The 22,608-nt window shown below is 68.6% G+C and carries 14 protein-coding genes and 1 pseudogene; 7 read left to right on the top strand and 8 right to left on the bottom strand.

Annotated elements, in window-relative coordinates; all coding sequences use genetic code 11:
* Positions 1 to 252: 252 nt before the first annotated feature.
* Both ACFCY7_RS16270 and ACFCY7_RS16265 read left to right on the top strand, forming a co-directional pair.
* Positions 253 to 786, top strand: a complete 534-nt coding sequence (locus tag ACFCY7_RS16270; RefSeq protein ID WP_376485338.1) for a Chromate resistance protein ChrB — start codon at positions 253 to 255, stop codon at positions 784 to 786.
* Positions 783 to 1,949: an MFS transporter gene (locus ACFCY7_RS16265; protein ID WP_376485335.1), complete on the top strand. Its 1,167-nt coding sequence runs from the start codon at positions 783 to 785 to the stop codon at positions 1,947 to 1,949. The genes ACFCY7_RS16270 and ACFCY7_RS16265 overlap by 4 nt, the downstream gene beginning before the upstream one ends.
* A gap of 400 nt (positions 1,950 to 2,349) precedes the next feature.
* Here the strand turns inward: ACFCY7_RS16265 and ACFCY7_RS16260 are convergent.
* Positions 2,350 to 2,875, bottom strand: a pseudogene (locus tag ACFCY7_RS16260) (IS701 family transposase); the annotation flags it as partial.
* Between the two features lie 386 nt (positions 2,876 to 3,261).
* Between ACFCY7_RS16260 and ACFCY7_RS16255 the strand changes: the two are divergent.
* Positions 3,262 to 3,612, top strand: coding sequence for a hypothetical protein (locus ACFCY7_RS16255; RefSeq protein ID WP_376485363.1), 351 nt, complete (start codon positions 3,262 to 3,264; stop codon positions 3,610 to 3,612).
* Here the strand turns inward: ACFCY7_RS16255 and ACFCY7_RS16250 are convergent.
* From ACFCY7_RS16250 to ACFCY7_RS16235, 4 genes are all read right to left on the bottom strand, one after another.
* Positions 3,560 to 3,733, bottom strand: a complete 174-nt coding sequence (locus ACFCY7_RS16250; protein ID WP_376485359.1) for a transposase — start codon at positions 3,731 to 3,733, stop codon at positions 3,560 to 3,562. The two genes, ACFCY7_RS16255 and ACFCY7_RS16250, sit on opposite strands and share 53 nt — an antisense overlap.
* Before the next feature lie 142 nt (positions 3,734 to 3,875).
* A complete protein-coding gene (locus ACFCY7_RS16245; RefSeq protein ID WP_376485332.1) occupies positions 3,876 to 4,016 on the bottom strand; it encodes a hypothetical protein in 141 nt (46 codons plus the stop codon).
* A gap of 406 nt (positions 4,017 to 4,422) precedes the next feature.
* On the bottom strand, positions 4,423 to 4,926 hold the full coding sequence (locus ACFCY7_RS16240; RefSeq protein WP_376485329.1) for a GNAT family N-acetyltransferase: 504 nt from the start codon (positions 4,924 to 4,926) through the stop codon (positions 4,423 to 4,425).
* Between the two features lie 209 nt (positions 4,927 to 5,135).
* A complete protein-coding gene (locus ACFCY7_RS16235; protein ID WP_376485328.1) occupies positions 5,136 to 5,297 on the bottom strand; it encodes a hypothetical protein in 162 nt (53 codons plus the stop codon).
* 177 nt (positions 5,298 to 5,474) lie between these two features.
* Between ACFCY7_RS16235 and ACFCY7_RS16230 the strand changes: the two genes are divergently transcribed.
* Complete coding sequence (locus ACFCY7_RS16230; RefSeq protein WP_376485325.1) at positions 5,475 to 5,825, top strand: hypothetical protein; 351 nt, start codon at positions 5,475 to 5,477, stop codon at positions 5,823 to 5,825.
* A 366-nt stretch (positions 5,826 to 6,191) separates the two neighbouring features.
* Positions 6,192 to 6,920 carry an aspartate/glutamate racemase family protein gene (locus ACFCY7_RS16225; RefSeq protein ID WP_376485323.1) on the top strand — a complete coding sequence of 243 codons (729 nt, stop codon included), beginning with the start codon at positions 6,192 to 6,194 and terminating at the stop codon, positions 6,918 to 6,920.
* Between the two features lie 204 nt (positions 6,921 to 7,124).
* On the opposite strand, the gene ACFCY7_RS16220 is transcribed toward ACFCY7_RS16225, so the two are convergent.
* The 3 genes from ACFCY7_RS16220 to ACFCY7_RS16210 form a co-directional block, all read right to left on the bottom strand.
* Positions 7,125 to 8,471, bottom strand: a complete 1,347-nt coding sequence (locus tag ACFCY7_RS16220; RefSeq protein ID WP_376485321.1) for a DUF4157 domain-containing protein — start codon at positions 8,469 to 8,471, stop codon at positions 7,125 to 7,127.
* 688 nt (positions 8,472 to 9,159) lie between these two features.
* A complete protein-coding gene (locus tag ACFCY7_RS16215) occupies positions 9,160 to 10,092 on the bottom strand; it encodes a hypothetical protein (RefSeq protein WP_376485320.1) in 933 nt (310 codons plus the stop codon).
* A gap of 176 nt (positions 10,093 to 10,268) precedes the next feature.
* Positions 10,269 to 14,246: an FG-GAP-like repeat-containing protein gene (locus tag ACFCY7_RS16210; RefSeq protein WP_376485318.1), complete on the bottom strand. Its 3,978-nt coding sequence runs from the start codon at positions 14,244 to 14,246 to the stop codon at positions 10,269 to 10,271.
* Between the two features lie 1,473 nt (positions 14,247 to 15,719).
* Between ACFCY7_RS16210 and ACFCY7_RS16205 the strand changes: the two genes are divergently transcribed.
* Both ACFCY7_RS16205 and ACFCY7_RS16200 read left to right on the top strand, forming a co-directional pair.
* Positions 15,720 to 21,881, top strand: coding sequence for an RHS repeat-associated core domain-containing protein (locus ACFCY7_RS16205; RefSeq protein WP_376485316.1), 6,162 nt, complete (start codon positions 15,720 to 15,722; stop codon positions 21,879 to 21,881).
* Positions 21,878 to 22,564 carry a hypothetical protein gene (locus tag ACFCY7_RS16200; RefSeq protein ID WP_376485313.1) on the top strand — a complete coding sequence of 229 codons (687 nt, stop codon included), beginning with the start codon at positions 21,878 to 21,880 and terminating at the stop codon, positions 22,562 to 22,564. The genes ACFCY7_RS16205 and ACFCY7_RS16200 overlap by 4 nt, the downstream gene beginning before the upstream one ends.
* Positions 22,565 to 22,608: the final 44 nt, after the last annotated feature.

Here is a 22,608-nt window from a genome sequence, read left to right as displayed (position 1 = left end):
CGGGCCGGGTTGCACGCGGGGGACCGGAAGGTTTCCTCCGCATGTCACTTCTACGCGCGTTGCGCAGTGTGCACCGGGCGTCGGTGCGGCGCCATACCTCCGACAGAGCACATCTGTTGAGCGGCGCTCCCCGCAACCTCTCCCCAACGACCTCGGATACCAGCCGATCCCCGGAATACGCTGCCCGATGTAACGGCTGCTGCATTTCATCGCGCGTCGAACAATGAACCGACGTCAGGTGAGCGGTGGCTCGTGCTCGTCGTCAAGATCCCCGCAGAACCGTCCCGCCACCGGGTCGCCGTCTGGCGCGAACTGCGCCGCATCGGAGCCCTCTCGATCGGGCAGGGCGTGTGGGCCGTGCCCGACGTGCCCGTCTTCGCCGACGGGGTCGCCCGAGCCCTGGAGCTGACCGAGAAGGCCGGCGGGCAGGCCCTCACCCTCAACGCCGCGGGCCGCGGTCCGGGCGACGCCGCCCGCTTCCGGGAGCTCTTCAACGCCGCCCGGTCGGCGGACTGGGCCGAGTTCCTCGCCGACTGCGGGAAGTTCGAGGAGGAGATCGCCAAGGAGATCCGCAACGCCAAGTTCACCCTGGCCGAGCTGGAGGAAGAGGAACAGTCCCTGGAGCGGCTGCGCCGCTGGCACCGCGACCTGACCGCGCGCGACGTCTTCGGCGCCCCGGAGGCCGCCGAGGCCGCGGCCCGGCTCAAGACCTGCGCCGCAGTCTGCGAGGACTACGCCGAGCGCGTCTTCGCCGCCCTGCACGAGACCGCGGAGGACCCCCGATGACCGCCACCACGCCCACCGAAGTGCCACCCGCGCGCCGCATGTGGCCCCTGTACGCAGCCGGGTTCACCACCGCGTTCGGCGCACACGGAATCGCCGCCAACCTCGGCGGCTTCTCCGACGATGCCGTCACTTCCCTGCTTGTCCTGGGCGGGCTGCTCGCCCTGTACGACGGAGCCGAGGTCATCCTCAAGCCCGTCTTCGGCACCCTTGCCGACCGGATCGGCGCCAAGCCCGTCCTCGTCGGCGGCCTCGTCGCCTTCGCCGGCGCCTCCGCCCTCTACGCCATAGCAGACAGTCCCGGCTGGCTCTGGGCCGCCCGCCTCGGCCAGGGCGCCGCCGCCTCCGCCTTCTCTCCCTCCGCCTCCGCGCTCGTCGCCCGCCTCAACCCGGCGGCCAAGCGAGGCCGGGCCTTCGGCAGCTACGGCTTCTACAAGTCCATCGGCTACACCCTCGGTCCCCTCCTCGGCGGACTCCTGGTCTGGGCCGGCGGCCTGCGCCTCCTCTTCGTCGTGCTCGCCGCACTCGGCGCCGCCGTCGCCCTGTGGGCCGCCCTCTCCGTCCCGGCCGCACCTCCCCTGCCCAAGCAGCGGCAGACCGTCCTCGACCTCGCGCGACGCCTGGCGGACCCGCTCTTCCTCGGCCCCACCGCCGCCCTCGCCGCCGCCACCGCCGCCCTCTCCGTCGGCGTCGGCTTCCTGCCCGTCACCGGCGCCGCCGCCGGACTCGGCACCATCGCCACCGGCGCCGCAGTCTCCGTCCTCGCCGCCACCGCCGCCTTCGTCCAGCCCGCCGCGGGCCGCGCCCTCGACAACGGGCTCCTGACCACCGGCACCGGCCTCGCCGCCGGCCTGGCCCTCACCGCCGGCGGCCTCGCCTGCGCCATGCTGCCCGGACTCGCGGGCGTCCTGACCGCAGCCACTCTGATCGGCGCCGGCACCGGCCTCATCACCCCCCTCGGCTTCGCCACCCTCGCGACCAGCACTCCCGAGGAACACATGGGGCAGACCATGGGCGCCGCCGAACTCGGCCGGGAACTCGGCGACGCCGGCGGGCCCCTCCTGGTCGCCGCCGTCGCGACCACCGCCACGCTCACCTACGGCTACGCGGCCCTGGCCCTCCTCACCGCACTCGGCGCCACTCTCGCCTTCGCACGCCGCTCCTAAGGCCGTACGCCGACAGCGGATCATGTGATTACTGGGATCCAGGGGTGTCCGTTCCCTCTGGCCAGTGCCGGGGACCCTCCGGTCCAGCGACCACTGCCTGCGGACGCGGCAGCCGACTGCCGACCTCAAGAAGCGAGCAGGTCTGTCGCGGGTGCGGGTTGCACAACCTGTAGGTTGACCTGCTGAAAATCGGAACCTACCAAGGCAGAGGACCTCTGCCGCTTCCCCGCTCGGACGGAAGGCCTCGGCGGCACGGAAGCGGACGATTACATCGCTGGTTGCGTGGCCGGGCTCCGTGCACATTGATCAGGCGTCATCGACGGGCGGCCCGGAACTTGCGAAGGTTGCGCTGCCGCTGTAGGTCACACCACTGTCCCCGAGGCAGCACTGCCCAGGGTGTTCCCGTGTCCAGGGCCCGGGCGACCATCCGGGCGGCGAACTGGGGCTTGGTGGCGAAGGCCAGACCGTCGGGGGATGCCGGCGCCTCGGCATCGTTCCGGGTCCTCGGTCCATGAGCGCGGCACGTACAGGGCCCGGTCGATGGCTGCGTGTCCTCGAGCGGCGGAGTACACGAGGTAGACGGCGACCTGGGCGTTCTCGATGCGGCCGGCCGTTCCGGTGTCCTGGCGCTGGACGCCGACGGTCACGGTGCCCTTCTTCGGATCGCCCGTCTCGTCGACCACGAGCACAGCGTCGGTGTCGTGCAGATGCTCGACCACGTAGGCGCGTATGTCGTCACGGATCGCGCCCGCGTCCCACTTCGCGCGGTGCATTAGGGGCTGCGTGCCGTCCGGGGTGCCGTTGCCCGCATGCTCGGCAAGGGCCCAGCAGTTTTTCCGCGGCAGGTCCGACAGCAGCCCGGAGATCAGATGCCGTACCCGGCGACGGGGTTCAACTCGATTGAACCGGCCGGCGATGCGGCTCATCAGACCTTCGAATGCCTCCTGCTGGCGGGCAGGAACTACGCTGACGTCCGAATAACGGGCGTCGACCCCGCCGTGGTCCGGATGGCTCTCCGGCCCGACCTCGCCGGCCTCACGATGTTCGTTCCACCTGGCGAAGATCGCCCACTGCTTGCGTTCCAGCCCCACCACGGCCTTGCTCGCGGACCAGACCTGGTACTCATCGGCTTCGCCGGCGTGGTCGTAGTTGTGGTTCTGGAAGTAGTGAGGCTTCCCGTTGATGTCGGCAAGGCCGACGCGCGGTCCGCCGTACCACTCCAACTCGGTGTACACACGCTCGAAGCCGTCCGCGATCAACATGAGAGAGACATCGGGCGTCTTGTTTCCGCTTCGCGAGCGAAGGGTGCGCGATGGCGTCGGTGCTGGGAATGCTGGAGGAGCGGGAGACAGGGCCCGTGTGCGGGTGGGAGGGCTACGGGAGGAAGTCGCCCGGTTGGCTGAGGTGTCGGAGGCCGCCCGAGATCGAGCTGGACCGGCGGGTGATCGCGCGGGAAGAGCTGGTCGAGGTCCTGGCAGCCTCGGCTGTCGAGACCACTGCCGGGACCGAGGCCGAGGAGAAAGCGGTGCTGCCGCTCGCGCAGGTGCCGGGCTCGACGGTGCCGCCCTGGCGGGAAGGGCTGCCGGTGACGGTTCTGGCGTCGGGGGCGTTCAGTGCCGTCCGGCGGACCGTGGCCGTCCCAGACGCCGGCTCATCCGCGTGACCATCGACCACCGGAGCATCGCCTTGCTGGTGGCGGGCAGGGTCTCGTAGTCCCGGGCCAGACGGCGGGAGTTCATCAACCACGCGAACGTGCGCTCTGCCACCCACCGCCTCGGCAGCACCACGAACCCTGCCGTGTCGTCGGTGCGCTTGACGACCTCCAAGGTCAAGGCGAGTTGATCCCGGCACCAGCCGACGGGGGAGCGGTGTAGCCGCCGTCGGCCCACACGAGGGTGATGTCGCGGTGCAGACGGCGCAGCCGGATCAGCAGGCCCGCCGTGGCGTCCCGGTCGCCGATGTTCGCAGCCGGTCGTGGAGCTCGGCGATCAGCCCGTGCTCGCGCCAGCGGCGGAAGAGGGCGTAGACCCGGGCCCATGCGGGGAAGTCCGCGGGCGTCGCCGCCACGAGATCCCGCCCGCGGCCAGGTAGCGGATCGCGTCCGACAGCTGCCGGTGGCAGTAGCCCTCGGGCCGTCCACCCCGCCCCTGGGACCAGGCCGGCACCAGCAGCAACGGCCGACCGCCCACTCCGCGTCCGTCATGTCCGACGGATACCGGCGTACCCGGTCCGGATGGTCGGCCGCGTTGCCGTACACGTGCGCGAGGTAATCGCATGACGCGGCGGGTGAGTTGAGGTCAACATGCTCGGGCACGTACAACAACGACAACAGAGCCTCCGGGAACCACCCGGAATGGGATCGCACCCTCGAGCTACCTGGAGGCCCTGCTTTCACGCGCGGAAACCGCCGCAGTCACCCGATCGAGACGGCCGTTCGGGCACCAAGTCCCCAGAGCATTACGACAAAAGCTACTTACGCATTGGAGTGCTCCGGCAGGGCGAGCCAGTCCGACCAGGAGGTCTCACGGCCGAGGAAGCGCGGCTGCTCGAACGGCCAGTCGGCGGCGATCCACTGCGGCACCAGCTCGTCGAAGGCCTGCTCGACCTCGCTGCCCACCAGCTCGTCCACCACCCACCAGGAGATCTCGCCGTCCGCGCCGACCCTCTCCGGTGGGTCGATGTAGACGCAGCCGAGCAGAGCTGTCTCCGCCGCGTCGAACAGCGCGTAGTTGAAGGACTGGTGTGCGGCGATCTCCTTCTCGTGCCGCAACAGGTCGGCCTGGTCGGCCTCGTAGGTCATGGTGGCCGCAGGCCAGCCCCAGGCCGGGCCGAAGATGGTCCACAGCCGCTCGCGCGAACCCATCACAGCCGGATAGTCGAGCGGGGCGTCCGCCTCCCGGATCGGCCGCAGGTGATGACCACCGCCCGGCAGCGGTACCAGGACGGGATGGACGAAGTTATCGGGGAGCCAGCTCATAGTGCCTGACCGTAGCAGCGCACGGCCCTCCGTTCCTTTGGATTTTGCCCGTATACCGCCAGGACCTGCTCTCATGCCGGGCAGTGCCCGCGATCACTCGATCGAGACTCCCGTTCGATCGACGGACTCCATGACCGGTATGGCAACGGCTTCTGAGGTCAGCTCCAGCGCATCAGCTCTTCCCGCGCAGGTGGGTCCTTGCCGCACCATCAGCGGGCTGAGGACAATGGCGGGATGGTGGCCTTAGCCGCCTCGTCGAGCGCAGCCCACCCCTGCTCGGTCTGCCGCCACCAGCGGTTCATGGAGTGAACAGGGCTGCCGTCGAAGGGGCCCATCGAGACAGCCTTGACGTCGGCGAGGAGCTGCTCCATGACCGGGGCCGGCATGGGTGCGGTCAGCACTCGCTGGTCACCCGGGCCATGAACAAGCCCGCCGTGGAAGTAACCGGTTGCAGGGACGACTCTCGGCAGTGAGAATCGGCGGTTGTCCAGGTCCTGGGCACGCGGTCGACCATGCCCAGCGCGGTGTGTCATTCAAGGAGTTCCAGCATGGCAGCCGCGGGCATGGCAGAGGGGAAGTCCTGGTACGCGGTTCGCTGCGTGTTCCGATGGGATGCCTCGGAGGGCGCACCTTACGAGGAGCGCCTGACGCTGTGGCAGGCCGTCTCGATGGACCAGGCCATCGCCAGGGCAGAGGGCGAGGCACGGACCTATGCAAGGGAAAACGACCATCGCTACCTGGAGCTTGCTCAGTGCTACCGCTTGGACACCGCAGGACGGCCGGGCGACGGAGATGAGGTCTTCTCTCTCCTGCGCGACAGTTCCTTGGGCGAGGAAGCGTATCTCGACCGCTATTTCGACACCGGCCACGAGCACCAGGGCACCGCAACCGAGGCGTGACGGCCGCACCGAGCGTTCGGGCTGTGCAGCAGCATGAGCTCGGCCCCCAAGCGGATGCCCCCGCGGAATCGCTGCCCGGCCTCCACCCCATCTTGAAGCCGCGCCTTCACCCCGGTGCGACCTTCTGGATGCCCTCTGACCGGCCGGTGATCGACGGTCTGGCGCAGCTCGCCGCCTTCATCGCCGCCCGCGGGGTGAGGGGGAGTGGGAGTGGGAGTTGCAGGGGGATGCGACTGCCTTTCATCGCCGCCCGCGACGCCTCCTCAAAGGGAGTCTTATGTCATCGAGCCTCGTTGCTTATCTAGCTTATGGAAGGATGTGTGGTCCGTGAGCGGGATGACGCTCGGGGTCGGAAGGAGCGGGGCGATGAAGATGATCGGGCTGATCGGTGGGATGAGTTGGGAGTCGACGGCGGAGTACTACCGGTTGGTGAACGAGTTGACGCGTGACCGGCTTGGCGGACTCCATTCGGCTCGATGCGTGCTTTATTCGGTGGATTTTGCGGAAATCGAGCAGTTGCAGGTCCAGGGGCTCTGGGCGGAGGCCGGCGAGGTCCTTGCCGCGGCCGCTCGGTCTCTGGAGGCAGCCGGCGCTGACCTCGTGCTCATCTGCACGAACACCATGCACAAGGTCGCCGATGTTGTCGGGGCGGCCGTGTCCATCCCGCTGCTGCATCTGGCGGACGCCACCGCGGAAGCCGTACGGGCAGCGGGCCTGCGCCGGGTCGGACTACTGGGTACGGCGTTCACCATGGAGCAGGACTTCTACCGAGGCCGTCTCGAAGCGGGCGGTCTGGACATCTGCGTTCCGGATTCCGACGGGCGAGCGCTCGTGCACCGGGTGATCTACGAGGAACTCTGCCTCGGAATCGTGAGGGAGGAATCGCGGACCGCCTATCGGGAGGTCATCAGGGACCTCGTTGCCGCCGGAGCGGAAGGGATCATCCTGGGCTGCACGGAAATCGAGCTTCTCATCGGTCCGGAGGACAGTCCCGTTCCGGTCTTCCCCACCGCGCGACTTCACGCCGAGGCAGCCGTAAACGCAGCGCTGCAGGGCGTCTGGAACGGTGACCCCGCAGCGCCTTCATCCCGCTGACTCCCGCCCGGCCATGGCCGCGTCCGGGACCCTCGCTCCTGGCACGGACTGCCGTGGTCACCGTGCCAGGCTGTCCGGCGGCAGCGTCGGCTTGGCGGCCGACGCGCTGAGGTGGGAACCGAGTGCGCGCACGTGCGCCGTCTCGGCATCATCACCGCGGTCTTGCCGGCCCGGCCTCAGGGGTCGTGGGCAAATCGCCGCCCGTCAGGTCTGGCCCTCCGCTCCCGTCTCCCCGGCGGCAGGAGCGGCGGAATTCGTGGTTGCGGCATTGTCCGCAGCTGCGCCAGCGGTAGTGGCTGCGCCGCCTCTGATGATCATCGAAGTCACTTCCTGAAGGGCTTCGACGGTGGACAGCATCAACTCGTACAGTTCTACATAGGTGTCCTTCGTCTCGGGAAGCCACTTGTTGAAGCCCTTCAGATGCTTTCCCTTCTCGATTCCCTTCAGGGCGGCCTTCACTCGCCTTTCCGCGTCACTGTCGTAGACTTTTCCCTTGAGGTTTTCCCACCCGCCCCGTGCGCCGGTGACGTCAGCGGGAAGAGTCAGGGGTTGGACAACCCCGCCGGCAGTGGTCCCGCAGAGAGCTGGCAGATTCGCCAGGGTGTTGCTGAAGGTCCCGAATGTCTGAGAGTTGGCATCACCGCCAGCTTGACTGACGATGCCCTCGGCAGCAAAGAACAACGTCCTTGGGTAGTCGTGCGGGTGGCGCTCCTCTTTCGCCTCAGCCGCCTTGTTCAGCATCAGATCACGATTTGTTGTAAAGCGGTCTCGAATCACCCTGAAGGCCGCCCAGTTTGCTTGCAGGCCCGCTCTGGTGGGTTCGTCGATTGCGTTGAAAACGGCTGCTAGTCGCGCATTCGCGTTTGCTCCCAGCAGATTCGCGGCCTCGGCCAATTTGTTGAAGAGGTGGTCTCCCTGCTTTGGGGGTGGTGCGGCGTTCTGCTTTCCCCGGGGATCGAGTGGCATTCGCTGCACGGCGGCCGTGCGGGAACTGTTCCGGGCAGGAGAATGAGGGCCACGTGCCCCGGGTTCCGCAGCCGTCGAGTCCGGGGTCGCCCTCATCACGAGCGTGGCGTTGGCTTCCGCTTCGCGCTCGAAGCGGTCGGACGGGTCGCTGACACGCAGGCCGTCCCCGTGGTCGGCTCCGGCCACCGGCCCCTGGCGCTGCTGGATGACGTGGGTGAGCTCGTGAGCCAGCGTGTGGTCGTCACCACCGTCGGCACCGATGACGACATGACTGCCCGAGGTGTACGCCCGGGCGCCGACCTCGGCGGCGGATTCGCGGGCCGCGCTGTCATCGTGGATGCGGACGTCGGTGAAATCCGCGCCGAGGCGGGATTCCATGTCGGTGCGGGTGGTGTCGTCCAGGGGGCGGCCGGGGGCGCGCAGTACATCGTGAACGGTGGACCGCTGCACCGGGGCCGCGTCCGCCGTTCCGGCGTCCCGGGTGGCCTGGTGACTGCAGCCAGGCCCGTGCTGATGTTGCTCGGATCCCTCGGACCGGGAGGGCTGGACCCAGGTGTGCCCGGCCTGGCGAAGCATCTGGACCATCGCCGTGTTCCCAGCGGTCCCTTGGATGTTCAGTGCACCGGACCGCGGCGCGGGTGCCCGGACCGGGACCTGAGAGGAGCGTTCAGAGCCGGAGGTCCGGCCGTTCTCATGAGCCATGCGTGGTGCCACCCTTCCTGTCGACGTGGTGGGAGACCATCCCAACAACACAGCCCCGACCGAAGTACGGAAAGGAAGTGAGGGGTAAAGCGCCGGGCACACTTCACTGCCCGCAGAGCCCTGGACGGGCTGAGAGGAAGCAGGCAACCAAGGGCTGCACCGTAAACGATCTTCGGCCGCCCGGTGGGAGGGCTATCCCATGACCGCCCGGGCCGCGTCATGAACGGTCAGGGGGGAACTGGACGCGGATGAGCCGCTCTGCGACCCACACCTGACCTGACCTGACCTGACCTGACCTGACCTGACCTGACCTGACCTGACCTGGTCGCTATGGTGCCATGCGCTGTGGCTGGTGTGATCACGGCGGAAAGGGAGCCGTCCTGGACAGCCCCGTTCACCGTGCAGAGCCCCGTCCGTTCGGCAAGCTGGAGACTGCGCTGCGGCGCGAGCGTGCGGACACCGAGGCCGCGAGGAGGGGCCTCGACGCCCGTCTGCCGCTGCGCTCCTTCGAGATGAACCGGAGAAGACGCCCGACCCCTTCAGGACCGCGAGGCACGGGAGTCGCCAAGACTCAGGCGCAGGACCAGTCCCGGCCGATCGTCACCTCGTGCGCGATGCGGTGCCACTCGGCCTCCCCGCCCGGCAAGGGCCACGCCCAAGTCGGCTGTCCCGCGGTGTTCAGGTCATGGAGGAGACGGGCCAGCTGCGGACCGGCGGTCGCGGTGCCGTCCGGGACGGTGGGGCCGTGGACGGTGCGGAGTTCGGTGAAGCGTGCCAGTTCGTGCTCGTAGAGGCTTACGGCCTCACGGGTGCGCGCGTCCAGGTCATCGCGCGGAGCCGTGCGGTGCAGGTGCAGAAGCGGTGGGTCGATGGACTCGGCGATCGCCGCGGCGAGCCGGGCGTGGCCGTCCAGGATCAGATGGCAGTGCAGGCCGCTGACCCACCACATGAGGACCGGCGGGAGCGTCCCGTCGCGAGCTTGCTTGCGGTACGCCTTGACCCGGCTGTCGTCGGCGTCGGGCAGCGGCCGCAGCGGCACGATCTCCCAGGAAGAGGAATGGACGAACCAGTCGATGTATCCGTCCGGATGGCCCTCGACGAGCATCTCGCTCCAGTACGCGGCGTACGAAGTGTCGGGGTGACGCCGGCGCCGGAACGGACTCTCGCAGGAGAGCAGCCATCGGCCGTCGTGCAGGGGGCTGTCCGGTGCGTCGGCGAAGTACTGAGCGAAGCGGTGAGCCCACCGTTCCGGGCTGCCGGCTAGGGCGCGGCCGACATCGGCGCGCAGCGGCGGGACAAAGGAGCGGTACGCGTCGGTGCGCCAGAAGTCGACGCCCTGGAGGTGCTCATCGACGAGGGCGAGCAGCGCAGGCCGCGACAGCTGGGAGACCAGCAGTCGGGGCCCGGCGCTGAGCACGCACAGTCCGGGCCGGGGGCGGTTCCGCACGTCCAGGGACAGGCCCGCCCACGTGCCGTCGTCCCGCCTCACCTCGCTGCGGTGCATACCGAGAGAATAGACGGCTGGTGCGGGGGACATCGATGGCAGCCCTGGCTGCCGGATGGGCTTTGACCTGCGGCGCGGCGAGTCGGTGGAGAGGCTCGCAGCGGTGGGGAACGCGAAGGGTGGGACCCCGTCCGGGACGGGGCCCCACCCTTATCCGTGGCGTGTGGTGCCGGTCGTCAGAGGATGACGTCGAAGGACTGCCAGCCGGTGCCGATCAGGGTGCGGCCACTGGGGAGGTAGTCGTACAGCTCTCCGTTGTTGGTCACACCGACGGACTCCGCTGCGCCGTCGCTGTCGAGGTCGGTGGCGAAGGGGTTCCAGTAGCCGTTCCACCAGCCGTTGCCGTTGAAGTACCGGGCACCGAAGCTGATGCTGCCGTTGTTGGTGCTGGTGTTGGGGTAGACGTACAGGTCGCCCTGGTCGGTGCGGCCCATGATGTCGACCTTGTAGTCGCCGTTCATGTCGGCGAAGCGGATCGTGGTCCACGATGCCGGCCACCAGCCGTTGCCGATGAAGATCCGGCTGCCGAAGGTGCTGGTGCCCGTTCCGCCGGTGCCGGGGTAGACCCAGAGTTCGCCGCCGCTGTCGCGGCCGATGGCGTCGGTGCGGCCGTCTCCGTTGATGTCACCGAAGCCGAGGGTGTCGTACATGTTCCAGCCGACGCCGATGAGGGAGGGGGAGCCGAAGGGGTAGGTGCCCTTTCCGTCGGTTCCCGGGTAGAGGTGGAGTTCGCCGTTGCGGTCGCGTCCGACGATGTCGGTGTATCCGTCGTTGTTGAGGTCGGTGTTGTAGGCGTTCGTCCACCAGTCGCGCCACCAGCCGTTGCCGACGAAGTAGCGGCTGCCCAGGGTGCTGGTGCCCGTTCCGCCGGTGCCCGGGTAGACCCACATGTCGCCGTTGGCGTCGCGGGCGAGGACGTCGGTGTAGCCGTCGTCGTTGTAGTCGGGTCGGCTCTGGCCGCCGCTGGTCCAGTGGCTCCTGCCGACGGCGTCGTAGAGGACCAGGACTCCGCGGGCGAGCACGACGGCGTAGGAGTTGGGCTTGTTGCCGGTCTTGCTGCTCCACAGGGTGGTGGATCCGTTGGCGGTGTAGACGACGAGGGCTCCGTCGGCCTGCATGCGGGCGAAGGCGCCCGGGTTTCCTGCGGTGTTGGTGGCCCAGACCGGCTTGTTGTCCTTGGTGGACAGCACCAGGTTGCCGTCGGTCTGCATGACGAGCTTGGCGCCGGTGGTGGTGAACTGTTCGCCGGAGGCCAGAGTGGTGCCGGACGCGATCCGTGCGCCGACCACCGCGTCGATGTCGAATCCGCCGGAGAACGAGCCGACGGCGCCGCTGATGATCTGGCCGTACCAGCCGAAGACGGTGTTGTCGGCCTTTCGGGCCCACAGGTCGGTGACGCCGTCACCGGAGAGGTCGCCGACCGAGCCGACCTCGGGGTAGAGCTTCTGGGTCACGCCCGTGCCCACCTTGGTGCGGGTCGCGGAGCCCCAGGTCGCCAGGTCGACGGCGACCTTCTTGTCGGTGCTCGGCTTGCCGTAGGTGCGCAGGATGTCGCCGTTGGCGTTGTCCCGGAGCCAGAGGTCGGGGACGTTGTCGCCGTTGAGGTCGCCGGGGGTGATGACGCTGTACTTGTCCCAGTCCTCCCCGCCGACGAGCACGGGCGCGCCGTGCATGTCCAGGAGGAGGTTGCGCTCGCCGAAGTAGGCCCACAGGCGCTTGCCCTGCTTGACCAGCAGGTCGGCTCGTCCGTCGCTGTTCAGGTCACCGGGGTTGATGATCTGGGAGGCGCCCTGCCAGTGGTCGTCGCCCTCCTCGGTGCAGCCCATCTCCTCGTCGCGGACGGGGCAGCTCACGTTGATCTGCTGGGTGCTGTTCGCCTGCACGCGGCCGAGGCCGTTGTTGGAGTGGACCCAGAGCTTGTCGAGGTTGTCGTTCGCGTCGTGTCGCAGGGTGATCAGGTCGTTGTAGCCGTCCTGTCCCCAGTCGAGCGAGCTGGTCGTCAGGGCCGAGCCCAGGCCGCTGATGCCGCCGTTGGTGGTGGTGGAGAACTTCGCGTTGCCCTGGCCGGCGTAGGTCAGCAGGGTGCCGTAGCTGTCCTTGCTCCAGATGTCGCGGTGGGTGTCGCCGTTGAGGTCGCCGGGCTGGTCTCGCGCGGTGGACCGGCCGGCGTAGAACAGGTAGGCAGCGGTGTCGGAGCGGTTGCCCGCGGGGTCCTGGCTGAACGCGTAGACGAAGTGCGGGCCGACGCCGGGCGGGGTGAGCTGGACGGTGGTCGAGCCGCCGGCGGGAACGGTGACGCTCTTCACGTCGGGGTTCCAGTCGGTGTAGTAGCCGTACCAGGTGACGTCGTCGACGCCGTTGGCGGAGAGGGTGAAGGAGCCGGGGGTGCGGGCTTTGCCGGTGCCGGCGGGCCAGCCGTTCTCACCATTGGGGAAGGTGGTCGACGTGATCTTCGGCTTCTCGGTCGGTCGGGTGCGGTCCAGGGTGAACTTGCACGTCTGGCTCCAGGCCGAGTACTCGCTCTGGTCGTACGCGCGCACCTTCCAGGTGTAGCTGCCGGTGGGGAGCTTGGCGTCGGGGACGACCAGGGTGGAGACGCGGTCCTTGAGTCCCGGGATCCACTCGTCGGCGACCATGGTTCCGTCGCTGCGGAAGACCTGGAACTGGGCGGAGAGGTTGCCGGCGTTGGGGTCGGTCACGTACGCGTAGAGGCTGACGGTCGTGTTGCCGATGAGGCCGCCGTTGGCGCAGTCCGTCTTGGGGTTGGTGCCGAGGCCGGTCGGTGTGGCGGGCGGGTTGTTGTAGACCGTTTCCAGGGTCGCGGTCTTCGGGTCGAACTTCTTCCAGCCGAAGGTGTCGGACTCGTTCTCGGCGTACATGCCGAGGGTGATGCTGGTGTCGCCGGCGGCGGCGATGCGCTGCATCTTCCAGGTCAGGTCGAACTCGAGGTTGCCTGCCGGGCAGCTGCTGGACCAGCCCTTGGAGTCGTTGACGTTGTAGAGCCAGTCGATCTTGGCGGGCTGGTTGTTCCAGGTGGTCTGCTCGCCGATGCCCTTGGTGTGCCACAGCTGTACGGGCCGGTCCTGGCAGGACCAGGACCAGACGTTCTTGATGCGGAAGGTGGAGCTGATCACCTTGGTGCCGCGGACGTTGGCCGTGTCCATCTGGAAGAAGGACCGTGACAGGCCGTTCGTCTCGTTCTCGTATCCGACGCGCGCCACCTCATTGGAGTTGAGGTAGTTCTTGGTCGGGTACTTCTTCGACACCCGGGTCCAGTTGTTGCGCCCGCCCCAGGCCCACGAGGGGTCGATGTAGACGGGGTAAGTGGTGTCCGCCGCCTTCAGGAGCTGCTGGTCCGGGGTGATCTGCAAGGTGCTGCCGCTCACGGAGGTCGCCATGACGGCTTCCTTGGAGCCGGACGGCTGCTCGAAGGAGCTGTCGGGCTCGGGGACCTCGGTCTCCGTCGCCGTCAGGGACCGTGCCGCGGCCGACTGCTTGAGGCTCTGCGGGGCGGCCGTGCCGCTGCCCGTGGTGGTGGAGTCCCACATGATGGGGGACGGGCTGGTGAAGACCGTCTGCCCGGCGGGGTTGGTCGCGGTCACCGTGCCGGTCGCGGGGTCGGTGGCGACCGTGACTCCGACCGTCGACATCGTGTACTTCAGCTGGGCGAGCGCCGGGTTCGCGGCCGCCTGCGGGGTCTTGACCACGACGAGCTGGGAGAAGCCCTCGACCTCGGCCTTGAGCTGGAGGTCGACGCCGGGCAGCACTTCGGCGTAGGTGGCCACATTGCCGTTGAGGGTGGGCTTCGGCAGCGCTGACGGCCAGGACAGCGACAGCGTGCGGCCGTCCTTCACACCGGTGAGGAGTGGCCCGGTGCCGCCACCCGAGAAGGTGACGACGACGGTGGTGGCCTTGGGCTTCACCGATCCGTCGGCGGCGAACTCGAGCGTCGGGTCCGTGGCGACCCATGCGCCGCCCCGCAGCACACGTACCGGCGCGCCGTACTTCTTCTCGGAGAACGTGCCGTCCGGGTTCACCCAGGTGTCGGACAACTCGGTCCGGGCGGAAGTCAGTTCGACCGGCTTCCCGGTGCTCTTCGCCTCCTGGAGGGCCTTGTCCTCGGGGCTGACACTGCCGTCGTCCTCGGGCGTCATGACGGTCGCCTGCGCCCGCTCGGCGGCCGACGCCGGCGGTATGCACAGGGCGATCGAGCCCACTAGTGCTACCGCTGTGGCCCGGTGGAGAGTCCGTCTCCAGCGACTCCTGCTACGCGTACTCGACAAAGGAGTTCTCTTCTCTGAGTGCGGTGGTGCTCGGGCAGTGCCGTCCGCCGAACGTGGCCCTTCCTCCAGGGAGTCCAGGCGGCGGCGGGGCGGCGAGCCGGCGTGTCGGTGGGGTGGCGCAACGCGTGCGAAGGCAGCCTGGAGGGTGTTCTGCCCCCCGGCTGCGCCTCCCGCGCCAGCGCAGACTAGTCGATCGTCGAGTGGGCGGGACCGTAATTCCAGCAGTCACTCCGAGAGAAATGCGGATTCGAGGAGAAGCCTCAAATCCACCTCAAATTAAGCGGCTTCAGGCAGTTGTCGGCGGGGCTCGTCGGTGCGACCGGCGGGTGTCCGTGTTCGTTTGGCAGGGCGGCGCATGCGGGCTCAAGTTCCGCTCAAACGGATTGCCGGAAGGGTGCGCCGATGGGACTCTCGCGCGCGACTCCCGGCCGTTCATCGTCAGGGGTGGGCCTTTTGTCCGAGTGGCTTCTCCGTCGTGCAGGGGCCAGGCGGTGGAGCGTGCCGAAGGGGCCGAATTTGATTGCGTTCGCAAGCTCCCTGCCCTCGAGGGGGTCCATTCCCGCCCGGAATGAATTCTTCCGCTGTTGCCTTTCGTGACCTCGCACACGGACGCGGAGGGCCCCACCGGCTCGGGGGGCCGTGCGCCCGGGCGCGCCACGGGGTCCGACCGGCCCGACGAACCGGTTGCGGGCCGGGGCCATCCACCTCATGCCCGGGCGTTGCCAAGAGTCCGTGGGCCGGAGCGGCCGGCGGGGTACTCGCCGGGCTGCTGGGGTGGGCCATGGCGAGTGCCGGCGCATGCACACCCCGCGTTCACCTGCGACAAAGCGGCCACCTTTGAGGTTTCCGTGATCAACTCGGGCTTTTCCCATGGGAGTGCGGCGGCTCGCCTCCGCCTCCGCCTCCGCCTCCAGCCGTGAGGCGAGGCGGAGGCATCCCGCGGCCGCTCGTGCATGAAGGGGGCGATGTGGCGCCGTGCCCCGCACTCGCCCTGCTTCAGGCATGGGTAAGTCGGCCCCCGGAGGCTTCGGCGTCCTCCGGCGAGCCGAAAGGGGCGCGGTCGGCGCCACCGGCGCGGGAGTACAAATCGCCCGATCGTCAATCGATCGGGCGGGATTTCGCGGTTTTCCGCGTGGATCTCAGATCTTGCTCAAGTGATCGGTTTCTTGAGTGGGTGCACTGCTAGCGTTCGGCGACATTTTCCGCTTTACGCGAGAGGCAAGCGTGAGAGTTCCACGAATACGCGGCTCCGCGGCCGTTATGGCCGCCGCGATCGCTATGGGTCTTTTGCCCACATGGGGGGCCGTGACAGCTAATGCGGATGAAAGAACTCCGCTTCCTGGATTGCATCAGCCGAAACCGGTCCCGGTCAAGAACGCCCGCATCGGCGGAGTCAAGAGACCCGACGCCGCGGCGGCCCACCCCTGGAAGGGCGGCCCCAAGGTCCTCTGGCCCGGCGCCGCGACGGCCGAGGTGGAACTGGCTCCCGTGAGCGGCAAGAAGTCCGCCTCACGGCGAGGAGCCGCATCCGTACCCGTACGGGCCGCGAACCTGCCCGTGGCCGTCGCTCTGACCGATCAGGGGCAGCCGGCCGCCGCCCCCGGGGCGAAGGACGGCAAGGCCACGCCGCAGTCCGGCACCAAGACCCAGGCCACCGTCAAGGTCAAGGTCAAGGTCTCCGAACGGGCCGCCGCACGCAAGGCCGGAGTCGACGGCCTGCTGTTGTCCGTGGGCCGCTCCGACGGCGCGGCGAAGGCCGTACAGACCCGCGTGGAAGTGAACTACTCCTCCTTCCGCGGCGCGTACGGAGGCGACTGGGCGGCACGGCTGCGGCTGGTGCGGCTGCCGGCCTGTGCGCTGACCACACCCGACAAGGCCGAGTGCCGCATCAAGACGCCGCTGGCGACCACCAACAACACTCGAACCGGGACGCTGAGCGCACCGGTCGGTGTCGGCGCGACGACCGTCCTGGCCGCCGCCGCAGAGGAGGCCGGCGCCAGCGGTGACTACAAGGCGACGTCCCTGCAGGCGGCCGGCTCCTGGAGCGCCGGCGAGTCGATGGGCAGCTTCGCCTGGTCCCACCCGATCAATGTGCCCGCCGTACCGGGCGGAGTCCAGCCGAAGATCTCCCTGGACTACAACTCGCAGGCGGTGGACGGCCGTACGGCCGCATCCAACAACCAGCCGTCCTGGATCGGTGACGGCTGGTCGTACGAGCCCGGCTTCATCGAGCGCCGGTACAAGTCCTGCAACGACGACAAGACCAACGGCACCAACACCACGCGCGTCGGTGACATGTGCTGGTTCAACGACAACGCGACCCTGTCGCTGGGCGGCAAGTCCACCGAACTCGTCTACCAGGCGGGCAAGGGCTGGCACGAGGTCGCCGACAACGGTACGAAGATCGAGAAGCTGACCGGAGCCGACAACGGCGACGGCGGCACGGACGGTGTCGACGGCAAGGGCGAGCACTGGAAGGTCACCACCGCCGACGGCACGCAGTACTTCTTCGGCCTCAACCGCCTCCCGGGCGCGACCACCGGTTCCCCCTCGACCAACTCGACCTGGACCGTGCCGGTGTTCGGCAACCAGTCGGGTGAGCCCTGCTACAACGCGAGCTTCGCGAGCGGCTGGTGCCAGCAGGCATGGCGCTGGCAGCTCGACTACGTCGTCGACCCGCGCGACAACGCCATGGCGTACTACTGGAAGACAGAGACGAACAACTACGGTCGCAACGTCTCGGACGTCACCGGCAAGGCCACGGTCACCCCGTACATCCGGGGCGGCTACCTGGAGCGGATCGACTACGGCCTGCGGAACGACGCCGTCTACTCCGGCAAGGCGATGGCGCAGGTCCACTTCGCCGTCGACGAGCGCTGCCTCGCGAACTGCGGCACGTTCGACGAGACCAACGCCAAGAACTGGCCCGACGTTCCCTTCGACCAGTACTGCAAGGACGGCTCCACCGAGTGCAAGGACCAGTTCTCCCCGACGTTCTGGTCCCGCAAGCGGCTCGCCTCCCTCACCACCAAGCTGCTGACCGGCGGAGCCTACAAGGACGTCGACACCTGGACCCTGAGCCATGACTTCCCCGCCTCCGGCGACGGCATCTCCACGCCCATGTGGCTCAAGTCCATCCAGCGCACCGGCCTGGCGGGCGGCAGCGTCGCGCTCCCGGCCGTGACGTTCGCCGGTGAGCAGAAGGCCAACCGCGTCGACAAGACCGGTGACGGCCTCGCGCCCTTCATCCGCCTGCGGATGTACCAGATCACCACCGAGACCGGCGGCACGATCGGCGTCATCTACTCCGAGCCGGAGTGCACCGCGACGACCCTGCCGGCGGCCGACGCCACCAACACCACCCGCTGCTACCCGGTGAAGTGGGCCTACGAGGGCTACGACGCCAAGCTCGACTGGTTCAACACCTACGTGGCCACCCAGGTCGTCGAAGGCGACAACCTCGTCGAGTCCCCGGACAAGGTCACGTCCTACTCCTACCTGGGCGGCGCCGCCTGGGCCAAGAGCACCGACGAGCTCACCAAGGCCGACGACCGCACCTACTCCGTCGCCCGCGGCTACGAACGGGTCCAGACCCGCGTCGGCACCGCCTCCGACCCCAAGACCCTCACGGAGAACCGCTACTTCCGCGGCCGGGACGGACAGGACGTCAAGGACTCGGCAGGTGTCGCGGTCACCGACCGCGACACCTTCGCGGGCATGCAGCGGGAGAAGATCACCTACAACGGCGACGACACGAACAAGCTGGTGACGGCGACCTCGTACACCCCGTGGCGCTCCACGGCGATCGCCACGCGCACCCGCTCCGGCCTCCCGGACCTCGTCTCGTACCAGACCGGCGTACAGAAGGAGTCGACCCGCACCGCCGTCAACGGCGGAACGCGCACCACCGAGACGGACCGCACCTTCGACGGCTACGGCATGGTCGCCACCGAGTCCACGACCGGTGACACCGCCAAGACCGGCGACGAGAGCTGCAAGACGACCAGCTACGCCCGCACCAACGCCGGCAGGATCCTCGACAAGGTCAGCCAGGTCGAGACGGTCGCCGTCACCTGCGGCGCCACCGTGGCCCGACCGGGCGACGTGATCGACGACGTCCGGACCTACTACGACGGCGGCGCGCTCGGCGCGGCACCCACGAAGGGCAACGTCACCCGGTCCGAACGGATCAACGGCGCGGGCAGCGGCTACGACGCCACCACCGCCACTCCGGCCGCCGACTTCGACGTCTACGGCCGAGGTCTCACGGTTGCCGACGCCTTCGGCAAGATCACCAAGACGGCGTACACCCCGGCCACGGGCGAAGCCCCCACGAGCGTTGCCGTCACCAACGCGCGCAACCACACCACCACCACCCAGATGGCCCCGCTGCGCGGCCAGCCCACACAGGTGACCGACCCCAACGGCAAGATCACCACCACTGCCTACGACGCGCTGGGCCGCGTCACCAAGGTGTGGCTGCCCACCCGCTCCGCCACGACCTACCCCAATTCCCCCAACAGGGTCTTCGACTACCAGCTCCGCAACGACGCGCCGGCCGTCATCACGGCCAAGACCCTGGCCCACGACGCGACCTACCAGACGGAGTACTCCTTCTACGACGGTCTGCTGCGGCCCCGCCAGACCCAGACGGAGTCCCCCGACCGGGCCGGCCGGCTCCTCACGGAAACCTTCTACGACACCCGCGGCCAGGCGTGGCGCACCTCCGGCGTGTTCTTCGCGACCGGGGCGGCCGAGCCGGTCCTCGCCACCGGCCAGGAGCTGAAGTACCCGGCGTCCACCGACACCGAGTACGACGGAGCCGGGCGCGTCACGGCCCAGATCTCCAAGCGGTTCGGCGACGAGACCCGGCGGACCGTCACCCAGTACACGGGTGACACCACCACCGTCGTCCCGCCCCAAGGCGGCACGGCATCGACCACGGTCGTGGACGCGCTGGGACGCACCATCGAGTCACGGCAGTACACCGACGTCGCCCGCACCTCCTACCAGTCCACCCGCTACGGCTTCGACAAGCGCGGCAGGATGGCCACCATCACCGACCCCTCGGACGCCACCTGGACGTACACCTACGACGTCCGCGGACGTCGGATCCAGGTCGACGACCCCGACAAGGGCACCACCAAGACCACCTACGACCAGGGCGACCGCTCCACCGACGTCACCCACGTCGGACGCGGGATCACCCTGCACACCGACTACGACGAGCTGGGACGCAAGACCGCACTGACCAAGGGCACCACCACGCTCGCGTCGTGGGACTACGACACCGTGGCCAAGGGGCAGCTGTCGAAGTCGACCCGCTGGGTCGGCGGCAAGGCGTTCGAGTCCGCGATCACCACGTACAACAGCCTCTACAAGCCGGTCGTCACCCAGCTGACCGTCCCCGACGGCACGGACGCGCCCGCGGGCGTCTACAAGTGGACCACTTCGTACAACCTCAACACCGGCGACGTGATGTGGACCCAGCACCCCGCCATCGGTGACCTCCCGGCCGAGAAGGTCGCCAACACCTACACGGCCGGCTCCGGTCTGCTGAACACGGTCGGCGCGGGCGTCGACCCGATCGTGTCCGCCATGACCTACGACCACTACGGCCGCAACACCCGCATGGAACTCGGTGAGTTCGCCCAGCACGTATGGGTGTCCAACGAGTACGACGAACACTCCGGCGTCCTCAGCCGCACCTACACCGACCGGGAAGCGGCCCCCCAGCGCGTCGAGGACACCAGCTACGGCTACGACCCCTCGGGCAACGTCGTCTCCGTCGCCACCGCCTACGGGCAGGACGCGAACCGCACCACCGACACCCAGTGCGTCGACCTCGACCCGCTGGGCCGCATCACCGAAGCCTGGACCAACACCGGTCAGCAGTGCGCCGACACGCCCTCGACGTCCGTCGTCGGCGGGCAGGACGCGTACTGGACGTCCTACACCTACGACGTGATGGGCAACCGGAAGACCGAGACCCGGCACACCACCGCCTCGGGCCCGGCCGCCACCCGCTCCTACGCCGCGCCGACCGCCGGCAAGCACAATCTGCCCAAGGTCACCCAGACCGGCGCCGACGCACACGACGAGACCTTCTCGTACGACGCGGCCGGCAACACCCGCACCCGCAAGATCGGCACCGCCGTCCAGCAGACCCTCGGCTGGGACGACGAGGGACACCTGGCATCGGTCACCGAAGGAACGACCGAGAAGGCCGCCTACCTCTACGACACCGAGGGCCAGCGACTCCTCGCCAAGGACTCCACCGGCACGACGCTCTACCTCCCCGGAGGCAACGAGCTGCGCCGCAGCACCAGCGGGGTGCTGAGCGGAACCCGCTACTACATGTCGGGCACGCAGACCATCGCCGTACGCAAGGGCGGAAAGCTGACGTTCGTACTCGGCGACCACCACGGCACCGGCACCACTCAGATCACGGCCGACGCCGCGCAGACCGTCACCCGCCGCAAGTCCACTCTGTTCGGCGCCGCGCGCGGTACCCAGCCCACCACCTGGTCCGGTGACAAGGGCTTCGTCGGCGGCACGAACGACGCCGCCACGGGCCTGGTGCACCTCGGTGCCCGCGAGTACGACCCGTCGACCGGACGCTTCATCTCGGTCGACCCGCTCTTCGTCACCGAAGACCCGCGCCAGCACAACGCGTACACGTACAGCAACAACAACCCGCTGACCCTGAGCGACCCGGCCGGCACCGAGATCGGCTCCCCGCCCAACTCGTGCCTGTACGACTTGGCCTACTGTTCCAAGGACATCCAGGACTCCGTCGGCTACACCCCGAAGACCACCAGCAGCGGTGGCGGTGGCGGTGGCGGTGGCGGCGGTGGCGGCGGCGGTGGCGGTGGCGGCGGTGGAGGCAGCTCGTCCTCCAAGCACTACTGCGACGGTTGCCAGCCCCTGCCGCCCAGGCTGCCCAAGGGCGTCGTCGTGCCCGACGGCCCCCCCGGCACCGAGGCGATATCCACCGTCGTGACCTACCAGGGCCCGTGGACCGACTTCTCCACCGGCGCCAACGTCCGCGAGGTCACCGAAGACCAGACGCTGTCGTTCACCTACACCTACGCCGCCATGTACGCGGCGATGGAACAGTTCGCCGACAAATTCGGCTGGTCGGCGTCCGTGAAGGCAGGCGGAAAGGCCAGCATCCCCCTGGTCGCCGAAGGCTCGGTCGAGACGACGTTCGGCCTCAACGGCGACTACACCTGGACCAACTCCGACACCAAGACCAACACCTCGACGGCCGCCGAGGCCAGCACCATGCAACTCAAGAAGGGCGAACTGTACGGCTACGTGCCCTCCGGCTATGTCACCCGGTACGACACCATCTACAAGGACGCCAACGGAAAGACCACGACCAGGAGCTGGGGCACCTTCGACATCCACACCTGGCAGGGCAACAAGTTCAAGGAAGCCCCGCCGAACCTGGTGCGACTGGACGTGGTCATGTGCACCCAGGTAGGAACCTGCGGCCGATGACCCACCACCGAACCCGCGCCGCACGCCTGCTCCTGGCGGCCACCGCAGCGGTGCTCCTGGCAGCGGGCTGCGGACCCCAACCGACCGCGAACCCGCCGGCCGTCACACCGGCCGGCCTCGCATCCCCCACCACCCACGCAACTCCCAGCACGCACGAACCCGACCCGGCGCCACTCGAGACGGCCCTCGCAGCCCAGGCTCGCCAGTCCGGCGCAACCCCCACGAACAAAGGACTCAGCCTGGCCCGACAGTCCGGGAAATCCGCCTCCTACCTATGGGAGACCACCCACGGCAAAGTCTGTTTCGGACAGACCTCCTCCGGCGCGGCGCAGGAGATCGCCTGCAGCGCCGGACGAGCAACACCGGAAGAGAAGAACTCCAGCCTCGCGGCACTCTTCGGCCCCGGAATGGGCTTCGCGGAGTCGTACGTCGTCTTCGCCTCCCAGCCTGGAGCGATGGTGACTTCCGTGAAGTACCGTGGAAAAGAGCTGTCCTGGCGGCTCGTCAGAACCCTCAGTCCGGAACGGACAGGCCGGGACGTCTACTACGTCGCCCTGCCCGATGCCCACCGAGGGTGGATCGACGTGACCCTGAAGCAGACTGACGGGCAACTGAAGCCCGACCGACTGCGGGTCACCATGGGCGGCGGCTCCCAGGCCCCCGCCACATCTTCGGCCCACTGATCCGAGCAACCGAGGGTCGGGCCCCCCCCGCCCCGCCCCCCGGG

The organism is Streptomyces sp. NPDC056361, from assembly GCF_042262805.1.
Lineage (GTDB): Bacteria > Actinomycetota > Actinomycetes > Streptomycetales > Streptomycetaceae > Streptomyces.
Note: the sequence above shows the minus strand (reverse complement) of the source record. Positions and strands in the feature narration are given on the sequence as shown.